The organism is Mesorhizobium sp. FG116 (assembly GCF_057809835.1).
Window position 1 is genome coordinate 29,428 of record NZ_JBMDKS010000015.1, and the last position, 19,129, is coordinate 48,556.

Consider the following 19,129-nt stretch of genomic DNA (forward strand, 5'->3'; position numbering starts at 1 on the left):
CGCCCGAAACAGGGATTCGCTTGATGCAGCGATTCGAAAATGCGCGCGATGCCGCGCTGGCTCTGCGCCCGGACGAACCGGTCTATTGTTTCCGACCCCAGGTGCTGAAAGCCGACACCGTACAGTTCATGGGCATGTTTCCGGGCAAGACCGCCTATGCGGTGAAGACCAATGGCGAGCCCATTGTCCTGAAGGCACTTGTGGAAGCCGGGGTAACGGCCTTCGACGTCGCGTCGCCGGGTGAATTCGCGGCGGTGCGGGCGGTGTCGGACGATGCGGAGATGCTCTACATGCATCCCGTAAAGGCGCAGGCCGACATCAAGCTGGCTCTCGAAAAATATCGAATCCGTGTCATCTCGGTGGATCATGAAGACGAGATCGCCAAGCTGACGCGGGTGGTGCGAGCACTCGATATCGATCCCGGCGCGATCACGGTATTCGTGCGGGTGCAGACCAAGGGCCATGCCGCCTACGAACTGTCCAAGAAGTTCGGGGCGGGACCAGCCTATGCCGTGGAGCTGGCGGAGCGGCTGGCCAAGACCGGCTACAAGGTGGGCCTGTGTTTCCACGTCGGCAGCCAGATCGAAGATCCCGACACCTATGAGCGGGCGCTCGCTTCGGCGGACTGGGTGCGCAACCGGCTGAGCTTCGATCTCGCGGGGCTCGATGTCGGCGGCGGCTTTCCGGCCGAGTACGGCCACGATCCGAACCGCAAGCAGGTCGAGATGCCGTCTCTCGGCCAAATCATGTCGCGCCTGTCGGGGGACATCAAGGAATACCAGTTCGACCAGATGCCGCTGGTGGCCGAGCCCGGACGGGTGATCGTGGCGCGCTGCCTGTCGCTGATCGTGCGCGTTTTGTTGCGCAAGGGCAGGCGGCTCTACATCAATGACGGTATCTGGGCTTCCTTGTCGGATTCGTGGACCGGAAAGATCACGCTGCCGGCCCGCTTCATCCCCGATCCGGCCATCCGTTCACGCAATGGTTCCGAGAAGAACATCGTACCGTTCAAGGTGTGCGGGGCGACCTGCGATTCCGTCGATATCCTGTCGCGGCCATTCTGGCTGCCCGAGACGGTCGATACGGGCGACTGGATCGAGATCGGCCACATCGGAGCCTACTCGCTGTCGCTGCGCACGCGCTTCAACGGCTTTTATCCGGATACGTTCGTCGAGGTCACCACGCCGTTCGACGAGGGTGACGCGCCGCAAGGCTTTGCGAGCCTCGAGACGATGGCGGATTAGGGCAGTAGGGCAGTAGGGCTAGAGCTTCGCCAGCAGTTCTTCGGTCGGCCAGCCGTCAACGGCGAGGCCAAGCTTCATCTGCTCCTGCCGCACCGCCTCGCGGGTGTTGGTGCCCAAAATGCCATCGACCGTGCCGACATCGTAGCCCTTGGCTTCCAGCTTTGCCTGTAGCTCCTTCATCCTGTCGCCGGTCAGGCCAGCCTCGGCATTGCGCGGATCGTAGGGCGCAGCCCCTGCGAAGCGCGTCGCCAGCACGGCGGCCGTCAGCGCATAGGTGAAGGACTGGTTCCACTGCAGGTAGACGTCGAAATTGTCGTAGGCAAGGAAGGCTGGCCCCTTGCGGCCCATGGGCAGGGCAAGGCCTGCGTTGAGGCCGTTGTCCATTAACGGTGTGCCGTCTGGCCGGGTGACGCCCCATTCAGCCCATTTCGCCAGCGGCAGCTTGTTGGTGCGGCCGGTCTGGTCCCAAGGCATGTCGTCGGGAACGCGGACTTCCTCGATCCAGGGCTGATCGCGTTTCCAGCCACGGGAAAGCACCTTGTTGGCGGTGGTCATGATGACATCGGGCGCACTGCCGCGCAGGTCCACGATACCGTCGCCGTCGCCGTCGATGCCGCGCGCGAGATAGTCGGATGGCAGGATCTGTGTCTGGCCGACTTCCCCGGCCCATGCCCCGCTGACGTCTGCCGGCAGAACGCCGCGGTCGATAAGGGTGAGCAGCGGCACGAGCTGCGGACGGAAGAGTTGGGGCCTGCGGCAATCATGGGCGAGCGTGACCAGCGCGCTCAACGTGTGGAAATCGCCCTGAACCGCGCCGAAATCCGTTTCGAGCGCCCAGAAGGCGGTGATGATGGCCGGCTGGACGCCGAACTCTTTGTCGGCGCGGGCGAAGACGTCGGCATATTTCTTGAGGTTGGTCGCGCCCTGCTTGAGGCGGTAGTCGGAAATCATTCGGCCGGAAAACTGGACGAAGGTCTGCGAAAAGACGCCTTGGGCGCGATCGCGGGCAAGCACCTTGGGATCGATGTTCGCCGCTTCGAATGCCGACAGGCCTTTCTCGCCGACGCCCGCGGCCCGCGCTTCCGAGACGATGCCCTGTTTCCAGGCTTCGAAATCGCCGCCGCATTGCTCGGCCATTGCCGAACCGGCCGCGGCTGACAGCAGCGCCGCGAGAACAATCGAGTGCAGTCGCATGACAACCTTCCGGCTTGAGGCGTGTTTCGCCGCGTTTGCCTGACGCCACTTGTGCGTCAATGTTGTCGAAAAGCAGGCTGGTTCGGCGCTGTCAACGGGTGTTCTGCCGCAGCCACTTGTCCCAGGTGGCCGCAGAGCCGTTGAAAACGTTGATATCGGCGTCGCCTCTTATGCCCGGCACGACCCCTGTTCCGGTGTATTGCCAGAAGGTGAAGGGGTGGCTGCCATACTTCTCGGAGGGGTGGCCGGCGACAGAGCGCAGCCAGTAGGGATAGCCCCTGAAGGTCGAGAGATTGTTGTCGTCGAAGAAATCGATCGAGGTGTAGATGATCGGCTTCTTGCCGTAATGGCTCTCGATGATCGACAGGAACGTGCTCATTTCGCTGCGCACCGTTTCAGGCGGTGGCCGCAGCTTGCAAGTGGGCGACAACGGATTCCATTCCATGTCGAGGACCGGCGGCAGGGCCGAGCGGTCGTTGGGAACGTTCTCGATGAACCAGCGCGCCTGTTCCGCAGCGGGGCGGCAAAAATAGTAGAAATGGTAGGCGGCGCGCGGGATTCCAACGCTTTTGGCACCGCGCCAGTGTTCGCCGAAATAGTCGTCTACGCGGTCGCCGCCTTCCGTTGCCTTGATGAAGGCAAACGAGATGCCGCTGGCCTTGACCTGCTGCCAGTCGATGGAAGTCTGGTACTTGGAAACGTCGGTGCCGTGGACCGCATAGTGCCAGGGTGCGCGGCCGGTCCATTCATGGGGGTCCCTGTCCTGGAACCGTGGCGAATGCGACGTACCGGAAGCGGACGGGCCGCTGACGGGAGCGAGGTCATCCATGGTGGTGCAGGCACTCAGCAGCGTCAATGCAACCAGCAGCGCACGTTTGCGCATCAGTTCCCCCAAGATCCGTCAGGCCAAAGTTTGCGAGGCAGGGTATGCATTGCCGGTCGCCACGCCCTGCTTCTATCGTCGCGTTGCCCCATCGTCATCTATCAACATGGTTGATATTCGATTGATGGCATTCGACAGTGCGGGGCGAATTGTGCAAGCGCCAGCGGTTTTGCAAGGGTTTGGAATGCGGTTTCTGTTCAAGATCGTCGAATGGCTCGTCGTTCTGCTCGTGCTTGCGATCATCGGTGTGTTCGCCTGGCTTTATTTCGCGCCGCCGGACCTGATCCGGGTGGGGTCGGGTTATTCCGCCAAGATCGTCTGCTCCAATGTGTTCCTTGCAGGCCGCGACCCGGACGAGGTGCTGGCAGTCGATGTCCAGGCGCCGGGCCATCCTTTGCTCAAGCTGATGTCGGTGTCCGTCGACAAGGAGGCCGGCACGGTCTCGGCGGGCCTGTTCGGGGTTCTGGGCAAGAGCGTTGCGGTGCTGCGTGAAGGCCTCGGCTGCACCAATGTGCCGGACGGCGACGTGGCGAAGGCAAAGGGTCTCACCGGGCCGGTCTTGCCGTCTTCCGCGCCTGCCGACGCGCTATGGCCGGAAGGCGAGCGGGTCGAGCCGTCGCAATCGCCCGATGTGGCGGCCATCCTCGATGACAAGGCGCTGACCGGCGTTGGCATGCGCGCGGTCGTCGTCGTAAAGGATGGCAGGATCGTTGGGGAGCGCTATGGCGAAGGTTTCGACCAGAAGACGCCGCTTCTGGGCTGGTCAATGACCAAGACGGTCAACGCGGCGATCCTCGGGACGCTGGTCAAGGACGGCAGGATCGGCGTGGACGGCAAGAACCTCGCCAAACCGTGGGATGCGGACGACCGCGCGGCGATCAGCGTGTCCGACCTGATGGCAATGTCGAGCGGTCTCGAATTCAACGAGGACTACGGCGACGTCACCGACGTGACGCGCATGCTCTATCTCGAACCGGATATGGCAAGCTTTGCCGAGGCCAAGCCCCTGGCCGGCGAGGTGGGCGCGGCGTTTTCCTATTCGAGCGGCACGGCAATGATCCTGTCACGGCTGTGGCAGGAGGCGCTGGGAGACCCGCAGCAGGCGATCGGCTGGCCGCGCAAGGCGCTGTTCGATCCGCTCGGCATGCGCAGTGCCGTGCTGGAGACGGACGAGCGCGGCACGTTTGTCGGCTCCTCCTACCTTTACGCCACGGCGCATGATTGGGCGCGGTTCGGCCAATTCCTGCTTGAGGACGGTCGCTGGGATGGAAAGGAAATCCTGCCGGCCGGGTTCGTGACATGGATGCGCGAAGTGGCGCCGGCTTCCAACGGGACCTATGCCAGGGGCCAGCTATGGATTTCCGGCCCCGGAGATGAAGAGGTTTCCGGTGCAGGCGGAGGCTGGGGGCTGCCGGCCGATACGTACTGGCTGGAGGGCCATGACGGGCAGTCGGTCGCGATTGTGCCATCAGAGCGGCTGGTGGTGGTACGCATGGGGCTGACGCCGTCGAAGCTCAACTACCGGCCGCAGAGGCTGGTGTCGGCGCTTATCTTGCCGCTGCGCCAGCCGCGGTGATGACTGCGAGCGCAGCGTAGCCGCGATAGAGCGTTTCGAAACAAAGGCTTGCGCCAACGCGTGAAGATTCTGATTCCAGCACTTCACGCAGCCGATCGCGCGGCGTGACGTGGAATTTGGCGAGCCAGGCGTGAAGCAGGCCGCGGAACCATCGCGGCAAACCTTCCTGCTGGCCGAAATCGACAATGTGCAGCGATCCGCGCGGTTTGAGTGAGGCAAGTGCTGCCGAAACGGTCTTTTCCCAGCCGGGGATCATCGACAGGGAATAGGAGACAAAAATCCGGTCGAAGTGGGCGACGCCGAACAGGGCTGCGGCATCGAACCGGGTCGCGTCGCCCTGCGCAAGCTGGATGCGGTTGGTAAGCGCCGGGCTATCGACGGACCGTTGCGCCGTTGCCAGCATTTCGGCCGAGATATCCAGCCCATACAGGCGGGCATCGGGATAGCGCCGCGCCGCCATGACAAGATTGCGACCGGTGCCGCAGCCGAGTTCGAGGATGGCCGCGCCGGCGGGTGCGTCCAATCCGTTGATGAGGCGGTCGCGGCCAAGCAGATAGTATTTGCGGGTCAGGTCATAGATGTGGCGCTGCCAGCGATAGGTGCCGTCCATCAGCGCGGCGTGGCTTTGCGCGCGGGTCGAGGCGGATCTCATGCGGCCTTCTTCACGTAGAGATGGAAGCCGCCATAGATCGCCGAGCGGTCGCGCCGTGAGAAGTCGAGCGAGGCTTTTTCCTCGTAGGCCCACTGGTCGAGCAAAGCGTGCGAGAGGCGACCCGGCAAAAGGCTCGGCTCGGCGGCGGTGCGGAATATGACGCGCGCCTCGGCCGACGCGGTGCGGGTGATTTCCGTCCACAGGCGGTTGAGCAGGCCGTCGGTCATCCAGTCCTGCGCGTCGAGCAGCACGAAGCGGTCAACGGAGCCGGCATCTTTTTCGGCCAGGAAGTCGATCATGTTGGCGTGGTGGATGGCGATGTTGCCGGTGTTTTCGCGCAGCAGGCCATGGTTCCGCTGTTCGAGATAAAGTGGCAGGGCAGCCTGGTTTTCGGCTGGATAGTGGCGCGCGAAGGCCTGCCAGGCGAAGTAGCTGTCCTGCAAGGGAAAGTCGCAGGCGAGCTTTTCCAGCCTGGCTCTAAGCACGCCGGCCATCGAACCGTCGCCGGAGGTCAGCAGCGCGTCATACTGCGCGGGCGGGATGCCGAGGCCGAACAGCGAGGATTTGCGCGAAGTCGCCCACTTCACCCAGGGCCGGTCGAAAACCGGGGCCAGCTTTTCGTCGAAGAAGCGGCGCTGTTCGGCGAGCGACTTCGCATTCATGATCTCGGACGGGTCGATGCCGTGCAGCTTCGCCACCTTGTGGCCGACGGCGATGAACAGGCCAAGCAGGCCGGTGCGGTAGAAATTGGCATTGAAGACTTCGATGCGGCGCTTGCCGCGCCAGTTGCGCCGTTCCCAGTAGTGCCGGCTCACCGGGTCGAGGTGCGGGGCGACGAACCGGTCATAGGCGTGCGAATTGTGTGGACTGTCGGTCGTGCCGAAGAAGCGGAAGAAATCGGCATGGGACGGCAAATGGCGAAGGGCCGCCAGTTTCATGCGGTTCAGCGCAACATGCGCGGCGTTGAGATCGACGGCATCGATGCGGGCGGGCAGGCGGGTCAGATAGGCGAGGAGATTGCAGCCGCCGGACGCGATGGTGACGACGCGGTGGCCTTCGCCAAGCTGCATCGCCTCGATGTCGATTTCCGGGTCTTCCCAGATCTGCGGGTAGACGAGGCCGGAGAAGGCCAGTGCAAACAGCCGTTCCGACAAACCGGCCTTCGAGAGCGCCTTGTTCTGGTAGACCGCTTTTCCAACCTGTTTGCCGCGCCGAAAAACCAGTTCGTTGGAAACGTCGGACATGGAATGCGATTCCCCGTTTGCAGTGCGCAAGCGGGTAACGCAGCGGCGTGACAGTCGGATGACGGGGCGGTTGAGCTACGCTTTGCCGTATCCGCCCGCCGTCGGCGTGGTGACGATAACCGCCTCGCCGCGATCCAGCACGGTCTGGTCGCAGGCTTTCAGGGTATCGACCGCACCGTCGTTGCGCCGCACCTTGGTCGAGCCTTGCTCGCCATTGCCGCCGCCTGCCAGTCCTTGCGGCGGGCGGTTGCGGTGCGAGGACAGGATGGCACACTCCATCTTTTTGAGGAAACGGATGGTGCGTCGCGTGCCGTCGCCCGCGCTCCATTTTCCCTTGCCGCCGGAACCCTCGCGAACATGGAAATCCTCCAGCACGACCGGGAAGCGCAATTCGAGCACTTCGGGGTCGGTGAGGCGCGAGTTGGTCATGTGCGTGTGCACGCCCGAGGTACCTGCAAAGCCCTTGCCGTCATTCTTCAGGCCGGCAGGCGAACCGGAGCAGATGGTTTCGTAATACTGATAGGCGTCGTTGCCGAAGGTCAGGTTGTTCATGGTGCCCTGTGCGTTGGCAAGCGCGCCCATGGCCCCGAACAGCGCATTGGTGACGTGCTGCGAGGTCTCGACATTGCCGGCGACCACGGCTGCCGGATAGGAGGGCTTCAGCATGCAGCCATCGGGGACGATGATGTTGATCGGCCTGAGGCACCCGGCATTCATCGGGATATTGTCTTCCACCATGACGCGGAAAGCATAGAGAACCGCCGCGCGCGTGACCGGTTCGGGCGCATTGAAATTGTTCTTCATCACCGGCGAGGTGCCGGTAAAATCGACCGTGGCTTGCCGATTGGTGCGATCCACGCTGATGCTGACCTTGATCACCTGACCGGTGTCGGTCGGGTACTCGTACTGCGAACTGTCAGGCAAGCGCTCCAGCACGCGGCGTACGCTTTCGGCGGCGTTGTCCTGAACGTGACCCATATAGGCCTCGACCAAATCGAGCCCGAAATGCGCGACCATTTTCTTCAGTTCCGCAGTGCCCTTCTCGTTGGCGGCGATCTGGGCCTTCAGGTCGGCCACATTCTGGCGTGGATTGCGCGCCGGGTAGGGGTGGTCGGTCAAAAGGTCATGCAGTTCGGCCTCGCGGAAACGGCCGCGTTCGACGATCTGGAAATTGTCGAACAGGATGCCTTCTTCATCGACGGTCGTTGCCAACGGCGTCATCGAGCCGGGGGCGGTGCCGCCGACATCGGCATGATGGCCGCGCGAGGCGGTCCAGAACAGGATTTCCCCTTGCCTGTCATCGAAGACGGGTGTCACCACCGTGATGTCGGGCAGGTGCGTGCCGCCATTGTAAGGCGCGTTGAGCGCAAAGACGTCGCCGGGGCTAACATTGCCGGCGTTGAGCCTGATGATGGTTTCGACCGACCGATCCATGGAGCCCAGATGCACCGGCATATGCGGCGCGTTGGCCACCAGCGCGCCGGTGCGGTCGAACACCGCGCAGGAAAAGTCCAGCCGTTCCTTGATGTTGACGGAATAGGCGGTGTTCTGGAGCGTGACGCCCATCTGCTCGGCAATCGACATGAACAGGTTGTTGAACACTTCCAGCATGACCGGATCGGCCTTGGTGCCGAGGGCTTCCTGACGGCGCTTCTTTTCGATGCGGCGCATCAGGACGTGGTTCTTGGCGGTAATCGTCGCCTGCCAACCGGGCTCGATGACGATTGTCTGGTTCGGCTCTATCACCAGTGCCGGACCGGCAATCCGGTAGCCCGGCTTCAGTTGCTCGCGAAGGAAAATGCCGGCGTCGCGCCAGCCACCTTCGACAAAAATCCTGCCGGTTTGCGAGGGGGTTGCGGCGATGTCCTCGATATCTGAATCAAGCTCGCCCAACCCCTTGGTGCTGGCGTCCGAGCCCTCGACGCCGACTGCTTCGACGACCATCGGCTTGCCGTCATAGATGAAGCCGAAGCGGGCCTTGTGATCGGTCTCGAAACTCGTCCTCGCCTGCTCGATCGATCCGTGCCCGAAGTCCACCGGAAGCGAGCTATCGGTCCCGTCATAACGGATGTGTAAGACCGGCTTCACGGCAATTGCCGTGCTGGCAACGCCCTGTTTCGTGAGTTCGTCCTCGACCGCCTGATTGAGCGAGCCGATCAGTTGATCGATTTCGGGCAAGGACGTGTCGTCCAGCGGCTGGAGCAGCGCCTGCTGGCGCGAGGCGAAAATCGATGACAAGCCGATTCCATAGGCGGAAAGCAGGCCCGAAAAGGGATGGATGAGCACGGCTTCCATGCCGAGCGCATCCGACACAAGGCAAGCGTGTTGGCCACCGGCGCCGCCAAAGCAGTTCAGCAGGTACTCGGTGACATCGTAGCCGCGCTGGACCGAAATCTTCTTGATGGCATTTGCCATGTTCTCGACTGCAATGGTGACGAAGCCTTCCGCCACCGCTTCAGGTGTGCGGCCGTCGCCAATCTCGGCCGCCAATTCCTCGAACTTCCGGCGCACGCTGCCGGCGTCCAATGTTTCGTTCTGATCGGGGCCGAAGATTGCCGGAAACAGGTCGGGCTGGAGCTTGCCCAGCATCACGTTGGCGTCGGTGACCGTGAGCGGTCCGCCCCGCCGGTAGCAGGCGGGACCGGGGTTGGCGCCGGCGGAGTCGGGGCCTGCCTGGAAGCGGCCAGCCTCATAGTGGAGGATGGAACCGCCGCCGGCCGCGACGGTATGAATGCGCATCATCGGCGCGCGCACCCGGACGCCGGCCACTTCGGTGTCGAAGGCGCGTTCGTAGGTGCCGTCATAGTGCGCAACGTCGGTCGACGTGCCGCCCATGTCGAAGCCGATGACCTTGCCGAAGCCTGCGAGCTTTGCGGTTTCCACCATGCCGACGACACCGCCGGCCGGCCCGGACAGAAGCGCATCCTTGCCCTGGAACATGTCCGCCGCGGTCAGGCCGCCCGACGACATCATGAACATTAACCTCGGGCTCACGGCCGAGCGCTCGCTTTGCTCGCTGGCCTCCGCCGGGGCGGCCGACGACGGCCGACGTGCGGTCGCACTTGCGGGCTCTGCCTGTGAGATCGAAAGACCAAGTTCCTGCGCCACGTTGCGGACATAGCGCGACAGAATGGGCGAGAGGTATGCATCCACGACCGTGGTGTCGCCACGCCCGACCAGCTTGATCAGGGGCGAGACTTCATGGCTGACCGAGATCTGGCTGAAGCCAAGCTTGCGGCAGACCTTGGCGACGGCGTTTTCGTGGTCGGGGTATTTCCACGCATGCATGAAGACGATGGCGACGGCATCGATGCCGTCGGCCTTGGCCTGTTCGATGGCCGGCTTGACGCCGGCAATGTCCAGCAGCCGCTCGACGCACCCGTCGGCCAAGACGCGTTCATCCACCTCGACCACGCGCTCATAGAGCTGTTCGGGCAGGATGATCTCTTTGGCAAAAATGTCGGGCCGCGCCTGATAGGCGATCTTCAGCGCATCGCGGAACCCCTTGGTGATGAGGAGCAGGACGCGGTCGCCCTTGCGTTCGAGCAGTGCGTTGGTCGCAACCGTCGTGCCCATCTTGAGGTCGCCGATCAGGTGCGACGGGACAGGCTGCCGGGGCTTCAGGCCGAGCAGGTCGCGGATGCCCTGAATGGCGGCGTCAGTGTAGGTCTCGGGGCTTTCCGACAGGAGTTTGCGGGAATGGAAGCGACCTTCCGGGTCGCGACCGATGATGTCGGTGAAGGTGCCGCCGCGATCGATCCAGAAATCCCACTTGGCGTTCGGCATCGCCCGCTCTCCGATGACATTTGGTACGCCTGTTAGACCGCAATGGGTTGATCGACAACGGTTTTGACCGGTTGTTTGCGAGGAGACGTTGTTACAGATCGAAACGCAACGTTATGAAACGGATCGGCTTGCCCGACATTACCTCCTCGACCGCCCGCCTATACGGGGGCGTTATTGTGAAGGAGAGATAAGATGAAGAAGCTCATTCTGGCGTCCGTTTCTGCCCTTGCCCTTTTTGGCGTTGCCGCCTGCAGCGATAGCGGGACGGACACAACGACCACCCAAAGCACCAATCCCCCGGCTGCCGAGCAGCCGATGACGCCTGCAACGCCGGACGCAACGACCCCGCCGGCTACCGATAACTCCACGACGCAGAGCATTACGCCTGCGCCTTCGGATGGTGCGGCCGATGATGGCGCCATGACGCCAGTGCAGCCTGCACCCGCTCAGTAAGCCGTTTCATGCAACGGGAAAGGCCGGCAATCGCCGGCCTTTTCTTTTTGCGCGGCCAATCCGCGCGCCAGAGCCGATCACAGCTTGATAGCGGCGGGGCGTTCGCTTTATGAAGCGCCCATGTCGATCTGGCTTCGCATCGGTGAATTCATCCAGCGCATATCGGCTTCCGCGACCCAAGGGGTGGTGGAAGTTGTCGAAGCCGTGCGAACGGTGTTCGCCGGCGACCCCGAATTGCGGCGCAGGGTTGCGTTCTCGGTCGCGATGATCGCGCTTTCGGCCAAGATGGCCAAGGCGGACGGTGTCGTCACGCAAGACGAAGTGCGCGCCTTTCAGGCCATTTTCGAGGTGCCGAAGGAGGAAGCGCGTAACGTCGCTCGCCTCTATGACCTCGCCAAGCGCGATACTGCCGGCTTCGAGGCCTATGCCGAGCAGATGGCAGGGCTGTGCGGCAATGGCGCACACAACTGCATGATGCTGGAAGACATCCTCGACGGCCTGTTCTACATCGCGACCGCCGACGGCGTGTTGCATGAACGCGAAGGCCAGTTCCTGCGCCGCATCGCCGAAATCTTCGAGATCGAAGACGCGCATTACGAGACGATTTTGGCGCGGCATGTCGACCTGGGCGATGCGGACCCCTATGTCGTGCTGGGCATCGAGCGCGGCAAAACGCTGGTCGAGGTCAAGAAGCACTACCGCAAGCTGGTGGCCGACAATCATCCCGACAGGCTGATTGCGCGCGGCCTGCCGCAGGAATTCATCAAGATCGCAACGACCCGGCTGGCGGCAATCAACGCCGCCTACGAGCTCATCGAGCGGAGCCTGCAAGCGGCATGAGCGGTTTCCTGCCCGACCACGCCGGAGCAGATGTCAGGGTTTCGCCGAATTTCGGACCGCGAGAAGGTGCGCGCAAACCGGACATGATCGTGCTGCACTATACCGGGATGGAAACCGGGCAAGGTGCGGAATCCTGGCTTTGCGACCCGGCAAGCGAAGTGTCGTCGCATTACCTTGTGCATGAGGATGGCCGCATCGTGCAGATGGTTCGCGAGAGCGACCGTGCTTGGCATGCGGGAAAGAGTTCATGGCGCGGCGTAACCGATACCAACTCGCGTTCGGTCGGTATCGAGATCGTCAATCCCGGCCATACGCTGGGCTATGTGAAATTCCCCGGAAACCAGATCGATGCGGTGATCGGTCTTTGCCGCGGCATCATCGGCCGCCACGGCATCGCGCCGGAGTTCGTGCTGGCGCATTCCGATGTGGCACCTGGCCGCAAGGTCGATCCCGGCGAGAAATTCCCTTGGCCGAGATTGTTCGAGGCAGGAATAGGGCATCTTGTGAAGCCGGCGCCGATCCGGCGCGGGCGCGTGTCGCAACTGGGCGACGAGGGACACGCCGTCGAAGAGCTGCAATCCATGCTGGCTCTCTACGGCTATGGCGTGGAAATCACGGGTAAATTCGATCGCCAGACCGAAATTGTCGTCGAGGCATTCCAGCGCCATTTCCGGCCGCGCCGCGTGGATGGCATAGCCGACGGCTCGACCAGGCGAACGCTGGCATCGCTGCTCGCGTCGGTTGAACCAAGTCTAGGTCAAGTCTGAAACAGCGCGGCCCAGGTTACAACGTGTCATCCAAAGTGACTTGATCCGCCTTCTTTGGCACAATTTCAGCATTCAAAGCGCAGGCCGAGCAGGTTCCGGACGTCTTTTGCAAGATGTTCCAACCTCGATGAAGCCATTCCGTGTGAATACATTCCCACGGCCAAATTAGTATAGGATCTTATGAAGAAGTTGTCTGTTTTGACGGCGGCTATTGCCGCTGGTGTGTTCACTATTGCCGCAAGCACGGCGCAAGCAGGGCGCATGGAAATTCCCAGCGAGATCGGGGCCACCCAATCGCAAGCTACGCCCAAGAAGGCCGAGAAAAAGCAGTCTTCCGAAAAGAGCGCCAAGGCAAGCGTTGCACCTGCCAAGAAGGCCACCAAGACTGCGTCCAAGAAGTCCAAGAACGAGACCAAGCAGGTTGCTTCCAACTCGGCGAGCGGGCCGCGCTTCAACACGATCATCCAGCGCTATGCCGCCAGCTACGGCGTGCCGGTTTCGCTGGCGCATGCGGTCATCAAGGTCGAGAGCAACTACCGCACGAACGCGGTGGGAAGTGCTGGCGAGATCGGCCTGATGCAGATCAAGCCGGCAACGGCGCGGATGATGGGCTACAGCGGCTCCGCCAAGGGGCTGTTCAATCCCGAGACCAACATCAAGTACGGCATGAAATACCTCGCCATGGCGCACGACCTCGGCGGCGGCACGACATGCGGGACGATCCTGAAGTACAATGCGGGCCACGCTGCGCGCCGCATGAATCCGGTCTCGTCTGCCTATTGCAGCAAGGTGAAGGTGCAGATGGCGGCGCTCGGCTCGTCAATCTGAGGCTGCCCGCCGCTTTTTTGTTGCGTTTTGAATGGCTAACCTCTTTATACGCGCTGCCAGCTGGCCGGGCGGCCGCACCTGCGAGAGCCGAAAGGCTGCGGGTGAGGAAAGTCCGGGCTCCATGGAAACACGGTGCCGGCTAACGGCCGGCGGGGGCGACCCCAGGGAAAGTGCCACAGAGAGCAGACCGCCACGATTTTCGTGGCAAGGGTGAAAGGGTGGGGTAAGAGCCCACCGCGCGACCGGCAACGGGAGCGGCATGGTAAACCCCACCGGGAGCAAAACCGAATAGGGGCGGTGCGAGGGGAAACCCTCGAGGGCTGTTTCCGGCTCACCGTCCGGGTAGGTTGCGTGAGATGCCTGGCAACAGGCGTCCAAGATGAATGGCCGCCACGTTCCCGCGCCGCAAGGGGCGGGGGCCATACAGAACCCGGCTTACAGGCCGGCTGGCATTTTTCCTTTTATTCCAGATGGATACGCTGGAAGGCGGTGATGGCGATTCAAGAGCACTCCTGAATCGCCGGACGGCCTTGCCGTGTCGCCTACTTGGACAGGCGGTCAAGCGATCCCTTAATCGCTTCCCACAGTTCTTCGGCCGGCTCGCAGCCGATCGACATGCGGATAAAGCCGGGAGGCACGATGTCGCCGCGGCGCGTGCGGCGTTCGGCCGATGTGTGCACGCCTCCGAACGAGGTGGCGGATTCCATCAGTTCGCAACCGTTGATGAAATCCTCGGCGGCATCCTCGGAGGCGACGACGAAGCTGATCAGGAAGCCGAAGCGCTCCATCTGGGCTCGGGCGAGGTTGTGCGACGGATCGCCTTCGAGGCCGGGGAAACGAACCATGCGCACCTTGGGATGGGCCTTGAGGCGCGGCGCGATGTATTCGGCGGTGTCGCACATGCGCTCAAAGCGCACGTCCAGCGTTTCCAGGCCGCGATGCACCAGCCAGGCCTCGAACGGGCCGGGGATCGCGCCGCAGGTCTTGCGCCAATCCCTCACGGCTTCGATGATATCGGGATTGCGGCTGGCGACATGGCCGAACAGCACGTCGGAGTGGCCGTTGGGTGCCTTGGTGTCGGCGGCAACGACGATATCCGCGCCGAAATCGAGCGGGCGCTGGCCGAGCGGCGTCATCGTGGTGTTGTCCACGACGAGCAAGGCACCGGCGGCATGGGCCGCCTTGGCCACGGCGGCGATGTCGCAAATGTCGAGGCCGGGATTGGACGGCGTTTCCATGAAAGCCAGCTTGTAGCCGGCAAAGCCGCCATCGAGGAATGTTGCAGTCGGGCGGGTGTCGTATTCGACGCCAAACTTCTTCAGGAAGCGGTCGCCGATGCCGCGCGTGGTCGGATAGCCGTCGCTGGCGATGAGGACGCGGTCGCCTGCCTGCAAAAGCGCGAAGAACACGGCTGAAATCGCTCCCATGCCGGAAGGGAAGCCAACGCAGGGCGCATCTTCCATGTGGGCGATCATATGCTCTACCGCGTCCCAAGTCGGGTTGCTGAAGCGGCCGTACTGGTGGAAGCCGGTGGCATCGCCCGGAGCATGGAAAACCGCGGCCATGGTCAGCGGCAGCGGGATGGAATCTCCTTTTTTGAGCGAAGCGCGGCGAAGGTGGGAAAGGGCTGCGGCGCGGGACTTGGCGTTACCGGACCTCGACGGGGTATCGGACATTTATAGGCAACTTTCTTCATTCTGCAGAAACGCACGCTGACGCTATGCCTGCACGGCGCGCGCTGCAAGAGACAGGCGTTGCGCCAGTCAAATTCTAAACGGTTCGTTAGTCTTAATGGAACATAAAGGCGAGCATGCCGCACAAGTGCTTCGTGAGGTCGAAGCGAGCGGACAACCGAGCCTGTTCCCGTTGACGCCCATAGTTGCCCATGGTATCCCATATCGAGATTCAAGCCTTCGTTTCGTGTCAGGGTGAAGCGTACGCCAGACGGGCAGCCGCAACGGCTTTCCGTGCGACGCAATTTGCCCGCTCGAACGGTGAGAATCGCCAGCAAACGCGCCGTGGCGGCGTGAAGACGGGGAGGGATGCAGCGGCGCAAGCGGCTGTGGCGCGTAATGGACCGATTTCTGTCGAACTCAGTGAACAGGATAGACGCCAAGGGGCGCGTCTCGGTGCCGTCGCATTTCCGTTCCGTCGTGCAGAAGCGCGGCTATACCGAGCTCTATGCGCTTCGCTGTCTCGACATTCCTGCGATGGATGTCGGCGGGCTCGACCTGCTCGACCGCTACGAAGCGCGCATCGCGCAAGAGGACCCGTTTCTACAGACTGCGGACGACATGTCGTTCTTCTGTCATGGCGATGGGACGTTTTTGAAGCTCGACCAGGACGGACGCATCACGGTTCCGGACTTCATCAGGGAACATACCGGGATTGGCGCGGAAGTGGCCTTCGTCGGCCGCGGCCAATTCTTTCAGATATGGGAGCCTGGCCGGCTTGCCGCCTATGGGGCGGAAGCGCGGGCAAGGCTGTTGAAGCTTCGACAGGGGACGAAGCCTGGGGAGCGACCGGAATGATGACGGGTCGCGGCGATGACAACAGCGCCGTTGGCGGACTGACCCGTCACATTCCGGTCCTTCTTGCTGAGGTGCTGGAAGCCTTGGCGCCGAATGAGGGCGACGTCATCATTGACGGGACCTTCGGTGCCGGTGGCTACACCAAGGCGATCCTGGACAGCGGCGCGTCCGTGGTGGCGATTGACCGCGACCCCGATGCAATCGCTGCCGGCAAGGCTTTGGAGACGCAGTCGCAAGGACGCCTGCGGTTGGTGCAGGCGCCGTTCTCGTCGCTTGCCGAGCAGGTAGACGAGGCTGACGGGGTGGTGCTGGACATCGGCGTATCGTCGATGCAGCTCGATCAGACCGAACGTGGATTTTCCTTTCGCACGGACGGTCCGCTCGACATGCGCATGGCGCAGGCCGGTCCGAGTGCCGCCGATATCGTCAATCGGCTCAAGGCTGGCGATCTCGCCCGCATCTTCGGGTTTCTCGGCGAAGAACGCCATGCCGGCCGCATTGCCCGCATGATCGAGGCACGCCGCGAAAAGAAGCCGTTCGAGCGCACGCTCGATCTTGCGGATGCCATCGAAACCCATATCGGTCGTGCGCCCAAGGACAAGATCCATCCGGCGACGCGCGTTTTTCAGGCGCTGCGCATCTACGTCAACGACGAGCTTGGTGAACTGGCCAAGGCGCTGATCGCTGCCGAAAAAGTGCTGAAGCCGGGCGGACGTCTGGCCGTGGTGACGTTTCATTCGCTGGAAGACCGGATCGTCAAGCGCTTCATCGCGGACCGCGCCGATGCCGCCGCCGGCTCACGCCATATGCCCGAGGCGCAAGCGCGGACTGCAACTTTCCAGAAACTGGGCGGCGGGATCACGCCGGGCGACGCCGAAGTGGCGCAGAATCCGCGCGCGCGTTCTGCCCGGTTGCGCGCTGCCATCCGCACCGAAGCTCCGGCGCGCGGCGAAGACTTTTCGATTTTCGGCCTTCCAAAGCTTCCCGGCATCCACCAATCGGGAGAGAGGTGAGCACGTGTTCCGCCCCAGTGACATCGTCCTTATAGCAGTCATGGTCGCTTCGGCGGCGATGACCTATACGATCAAGCGAGATGCCGAAGAGCAGCTCGATAACGTTCGCAAGCTGCAGGTGCAGATCCGCACGGAAGAAGACACGATCGACCTGTTGAAGGCCGACTGGAGCCTTTTGACCCAACCGTCGCGGCTGCAGAAGCTGGTAGAGCGGTATCAGGAGCAATTGGGACTGGAGCCGGTCAATCCGCACCAGTTTGCGGGCCTTGATGTTTTGCCGCCGCGCCCTTTGACGATTGAAGACATCACGTCGGCGGACGCCGCAGGCACCGGTGATGAACTGCTTGATCCGACCAAGACCGGAGCGGTGGAATGAAGCTCAGGTTGAATCCGTTCAAGCGAACCCGGGCCGTCAGCGAAGACGGTTCGATTGTCGTCGATGCGGCCCGCAAGGCGACCGGCGGCAAGACAAAGACGCGCGTCGTTCTCACCATGGCGGTGTTCTTCGGCATCTACGCCACCATCGGCGGCCGCCTCGTTTATCTCGGCTTCCAGGACCCGGATACGTCAGGTGCGCCGGCAAGCCGCGTCACCGCCTCGCGCCCGGACATCGTTGACCGCAATGGCGAAGTGCTGGCGACCGACATCAAGACGTCTTCGCTCTATGCCGAGCCGCGCCATATCGTGGACGCCGACGAAGCAATCGAAAAGCTCGCCACTGTCCTGCCGGAAATCGACTACGAACAGACCTACAACAAGCTGAAGAGCGGCGCCGGCTTTGTGTGGCTGCAGCGGCAGCTGACGCCGAAGCAGCAAGCCGAAATCATGCAGTTGGGCATCCCCGGCATCGGCTTTCGGACGGAAAAGCGACGCTTCTATCCCGCAGGCGAGACGGCAGCCTACATCGTCGGCCTGACCAACATCGACAACCAGGGTATTTCCGGGCTGGAAAAGTACATTGATGGCCAAGGGCTGGCCGACCTGCAGCAGTCGGGGCTCGCCATTGCCAAGGACCTCGAGCCTGTCCGTTTGTCGGTCGACCTGCGCGTGCAGCACATCGTGCATGACGAGATTGCCGCCGCCCTTGAAAAATACCATGCAATCGCCGCCGGCGCGGTCGTTCTCAACGTCAAGACCGGAGAGGTCGTGGCGATGGCGTCGGTTCCGGATTTCGATCCGAACAACCCCTACAACGCCCAGGACAAGGACCGGCTGAACCGCATGTCCGCGGGTCTCTATGAAATGGGTTCGACCTTCAAGAGCTTCACGACGGCGATGGCGCTCGATTCCGGCAAGGTATCGCTGGACAGCACCTTCGATGCGACCCGCCCGATCACCATCGGCCACCAGACCATCCGCGACTTCCACGGCAAGCATCGCGTTCTGACCGTGCCGGAAGTCTTCATCTACTCATCCAACATCGGTTCCGCAAAGGAAGCCGATGTGGTCGGCATCGAGGGCCACCGCGAATTCCTGCATCGGCTGGGCATTCTCGAGAAGATGCAGACCGAATTGCCGGAAGTCGCGCGCCCGACAGAGCCAAAGGTCTGGAAGAAGGTTCACTCCATCACAATCGCCTTCGGACACGGCGTCTCGACGACGCCGTTGCAGACGGCAGTCGGCTGCGCCGCCCTGATGAACGGCGGCTACCTGATGGAGCCGACATTCTTGCCGCGCACGCAGGAACAGGCGATGGCTGAAGCCAAGAAGGTCGTCAGCGAAAAGACGAGCAACGACATGCGCTATCTCTACCGGCTCAATGCCGAGAAGGGATCGGGCAAGCGGGCCGAGGTTCCGGGCTATCGCGTCGGCGGCAAGACCGGTACGGCCGAAAAGGTCGTCAACGGCCGCTATTCGGGCGACAAGCGTTTCAATGCCTTTGTCGCGTCGTTCCCGATGGACGATCCACAATATATCGTCCTGTCCATCGTTGACGAACCGCAGCCGGAAAAGCCGGGCATGGGTGCGACTGCCGGCTCGAACGCCGCGCCGATCGTTGCAAACATCATTCGCCGTTCGGCTTCGATGCTTGGCGTTGAGCCGGATTTCAGCCATGAAAATGCGGCAACGCTGGTTTCCTACGAGTGATTCTACGGGCGCGTTGGTGCCCATCTGCTA

The 19,129-nt window shown here is 62.5% G+C and carries 16 protein-coding genes and 1 other RNA gene; 11 read left to right on the forward strand and 6 right to left on the reverse strand.

Annotation, left to right across the window (positions count from 1 at the left end; all coding sequences use genetic code 11):
* The first annotated feature begins 23 nt into the window (after positions 1 to 23).
* Complete coding sequence (locus tag ACODTY_RS13330) at positions 24 to 1,244, forward strand: alanine racemase (RefSeq protein ID WP_488994737.1); 1,221 nt, start codon at positions 24 to 26, stop codon at positions 1,242 to 1,244.
* An 18-nt stretch (positions 1,245 to 1,262) separates the two neighbouring features.
* Here the strand turns inward: ACODTY_RS13330 and ACODTY_RS13335 are convergent, their stop codons facing one another.
* Positions 1,263 to 2,438 (reverse strand): lytic murein transglycosylase, encoded by a 1,176-nt coding sequence (locus ACODTY_RS13335; RefSeq protein WP_488994738.1) that lies wholly within the window; start codon positions 2,436 to 2,438, stop codon positions 1,263 to 1,265.
* A gap of 91 nt (positions 2,439 to 2,529) precedes the next feature.
* Positions 2,530 to 3,333 carry a GH25 family lysozyme gene (locus ACODTY_RS13340; protein ID WP_488994739.1) on the reverse strand — a complete coding sequence of 268 codons (804 nt, stop codon included), beginning with the start codon at positions 3,331 to 3,333 and terminating at the stop codon, positions 2,530 to 2,532.
* 172 nt (positions 3,334 to 3,505) lie between these two features.
* On the opposite strand from ACODTY_RS13340, the gene ACODTY_RS13345 reads away from it, so the two are divergent.
* Complete coding sequence (locus ACODTY_RS13345) at positions 3,506 to 4,897, forward strand: serine hydrolase domain-containing protein (RefSeq protein WP_488994740.1); 1,392 nt, start codon at positions 3,506 to 3,508, stop codon at positions 4,895 to 4,897.
* Here ACODTY_RS13345 and ACODTY_RS13350 read toward each other — a convergent pair.
* From ACODTY_RS13350 to ACODTY_RS13360, 3 genes are all read right to left on the reverse strand, one after another.
* Positions 4,869 to 5,549, reverse strand: coding sequence for a class I SAM-dependent methyltransferase (locus tag ACODTY_RS13350; RefSeq protein WP_488994741.1), 681 nt, complete (start codon positions 5,547 to 5,549; stop codon positions 4,869 to 4,871). The two genes, ACODTY_RS13345 and ACODTY_RS13350, sit on opposite strands and share 29 nt — an antisense overlap.
* Positions 5,546 to 6,793, reverse strand: coding sequence for a BtaA family protein (locus ACODTY_RS13355; RefSeq protein ID WP_488994742.1), 1,248 nt, complete (start codon positions 6,791 to 6,793; stop codon positions 5,546 to 5,548). Before ACODTY_RS13355 ends, ACODTY_RS13350 begins: the two co-directional genes overlap by 4 nt.
* 75 nt (positions 6,794 to 6,868) lie before the next feature.
* Positions 6,869 to 10,579 carry a hydantoinase B/oxoprolinase family protein gene (locus ACODTY_RS13360; RefSeq protein WP_488994743.1) on the reverse strand — a complete coding sequence of 1,237 codons (3,711 nt, stop codon included), beginning with the start codon at positions 10,577 to 10,579 and terminating at the stop codon, positions 6,869 to 6,871.
* Positions 10,580 to 10,771: 192 nt separating this feature from the next.
* Here ACODTY_RS13360 and ACODTY_RS13365 point away from each other — a divergent pair, with 192 nt between their 5' ends.
* The 5 genes from ACODTY_RS13365 to rnpB all read left to right on the forward strand — a co-directional run bounded on the left by ACODTY_RS13365 (position 10,772) and on the right by rnpB (position 13,921).
* Complete coding sequence (locus ACODTY_RS13365; RefSeq protein ID WP_488994744.1) at positions 10,772 to 11,032, forward strand: hypothetical protein; 261 nt, start codon at positions 10,772 to 10,774, stop codon at positions 11,030 to 11,032.
* Positions 11,033 to 11,152: 120 nt separating this feature from the next.
* On the forward strand, positions 11,153 to 11,872 hold the full coding sequence (locus ACODTY_RS13370) for a TerB family tellurite resistance protein (RefSeq protein ID WP_488994745.1): 720 nt from the start codon (positions 11,153 to 11,155) through the stop codon (positions 11,870 to 11,872).
* Positions 11,869 to 12,639 (forward strand): N-acetylmuramoyl-L-alanine amidase, encoded by a 771-nt coding sequence (locus tag ACODTY_RS13375; protein WP_488994746.1) that lies wholly within the window; start codon positions 11,869 to 11,871, stop codon positions 12,637 to 12,639. Before ACODTY_RS13370 ends, ACODTY_RS13375 begins: the two co-directional genes overlap by 4 nt.
* 180 nt (positions 12,640 to 12,819) lie before the next feature.
* Positions 12,820 to 13,467 carry a lytic transglycosylase domain-containing protein gene (locus ACODTY_RS13380; protein WP_488994747.1) on the forward strand — a complete coding sequence of 216 codons (648 nt, stop codon included), beginning with the start codon at positions 12,820 to 12,822 and terminating at the stop codon, positions 13,465 to 13,467.
* Positions 13,468 to 13,523: 56 nt separating this feature from the next.
* Positions 13,524 to 13,921: RNase P RNA component class A (gene rnpB, locus ACODTY_RS13385), an RNA gene on the forward strand.
* Positions 13,922 to 14,009: 88 nt separating this feature from the next.
* Here rnpB and ACODTY_RS13390 read toward each other — a convergent pair.
* Positions 14,010 to 15,143 carry a cystathionine gamma-lyase gene (locus tag ACODTY_RS13390; protein ID WP_488994748.1) on the reverse strand — a complete coding sequence of 378 codons (1,134 nt, stop codon included), beginning with the start codon at positions 15,141 to 15,143 and terminating at the stop codon, positions 14,010 to 14,012.
* 396 nt (positions 15,144 to 15,539) lie between these two features.
* On the opposite strand from ACODTY_RS13390, the gene mraZ reads away from it, so the two are divergent.
* From mraZ to ACODTY_RS13410, 4 genes are read left to right on the forward strand one after another with little or no spacing between them, the layout of a single operon-like run.
* Positions 15,540 to 15,998, forward strand: a complete 459-nt coding sequence (mraZ, locus tag ACODTY_RS13395; RefSeq protein ID WP_488994809.1) for a division/cell wall cluster transcriptional repressor MraZ — start codon at positions 15,540 to 15,542, stop codon at positions 15,996 to 15,998.
* Positions 15,995 to 17,011, forward strand: a complete 1,017-nt coding sequence (rsmH, locus tag ACODTY_RS13400; RefSeq protein ID WP_488994749.1) for a 16S rRNA (cytosine(1402)-N(4))-methyltransferase RsmH — start codon at positions 15,995 to 15,997, stop codon at positions 17,009 to 17,011. The genes mraZ and rsmH overlap by 4 nt, the downstream gene beginning before the upstream one ends.
* 4 nt (positions 17,012 to 17,015) lie before the next feature.
* The gene (ftsL, locus tag ACODTY_RS13405) at positions 17,016 to 17,387 is read left to right on the forward strand and encodes a cell division protein FtsL (protein ID WP_056237411.1); all 372 of its coding nucleotides are present in this window, start codon (positions 17,016 to 17,018) and stop codon (positions 17,385 to 17,387) included.
* Positions 17,384 to 19,099, forward strand: coding sequence for a peptidoglycan D,D-transpeptidase FtsI family protein (locus tag ACODTY_RS13410; protein WP_056237409.1), 1,716 nt, complete (start codon positions 17,384 to 17,386; stop codon positions 19,097 to 19,099). The genes ftsL and ACODTY_RS13410 overlap by 4 nt, the downstream gene beginning before the upstream one ends.
* The last annotated feature ends 30 nt before the right edge of the window (positions 19,100 to 19,129 follow it).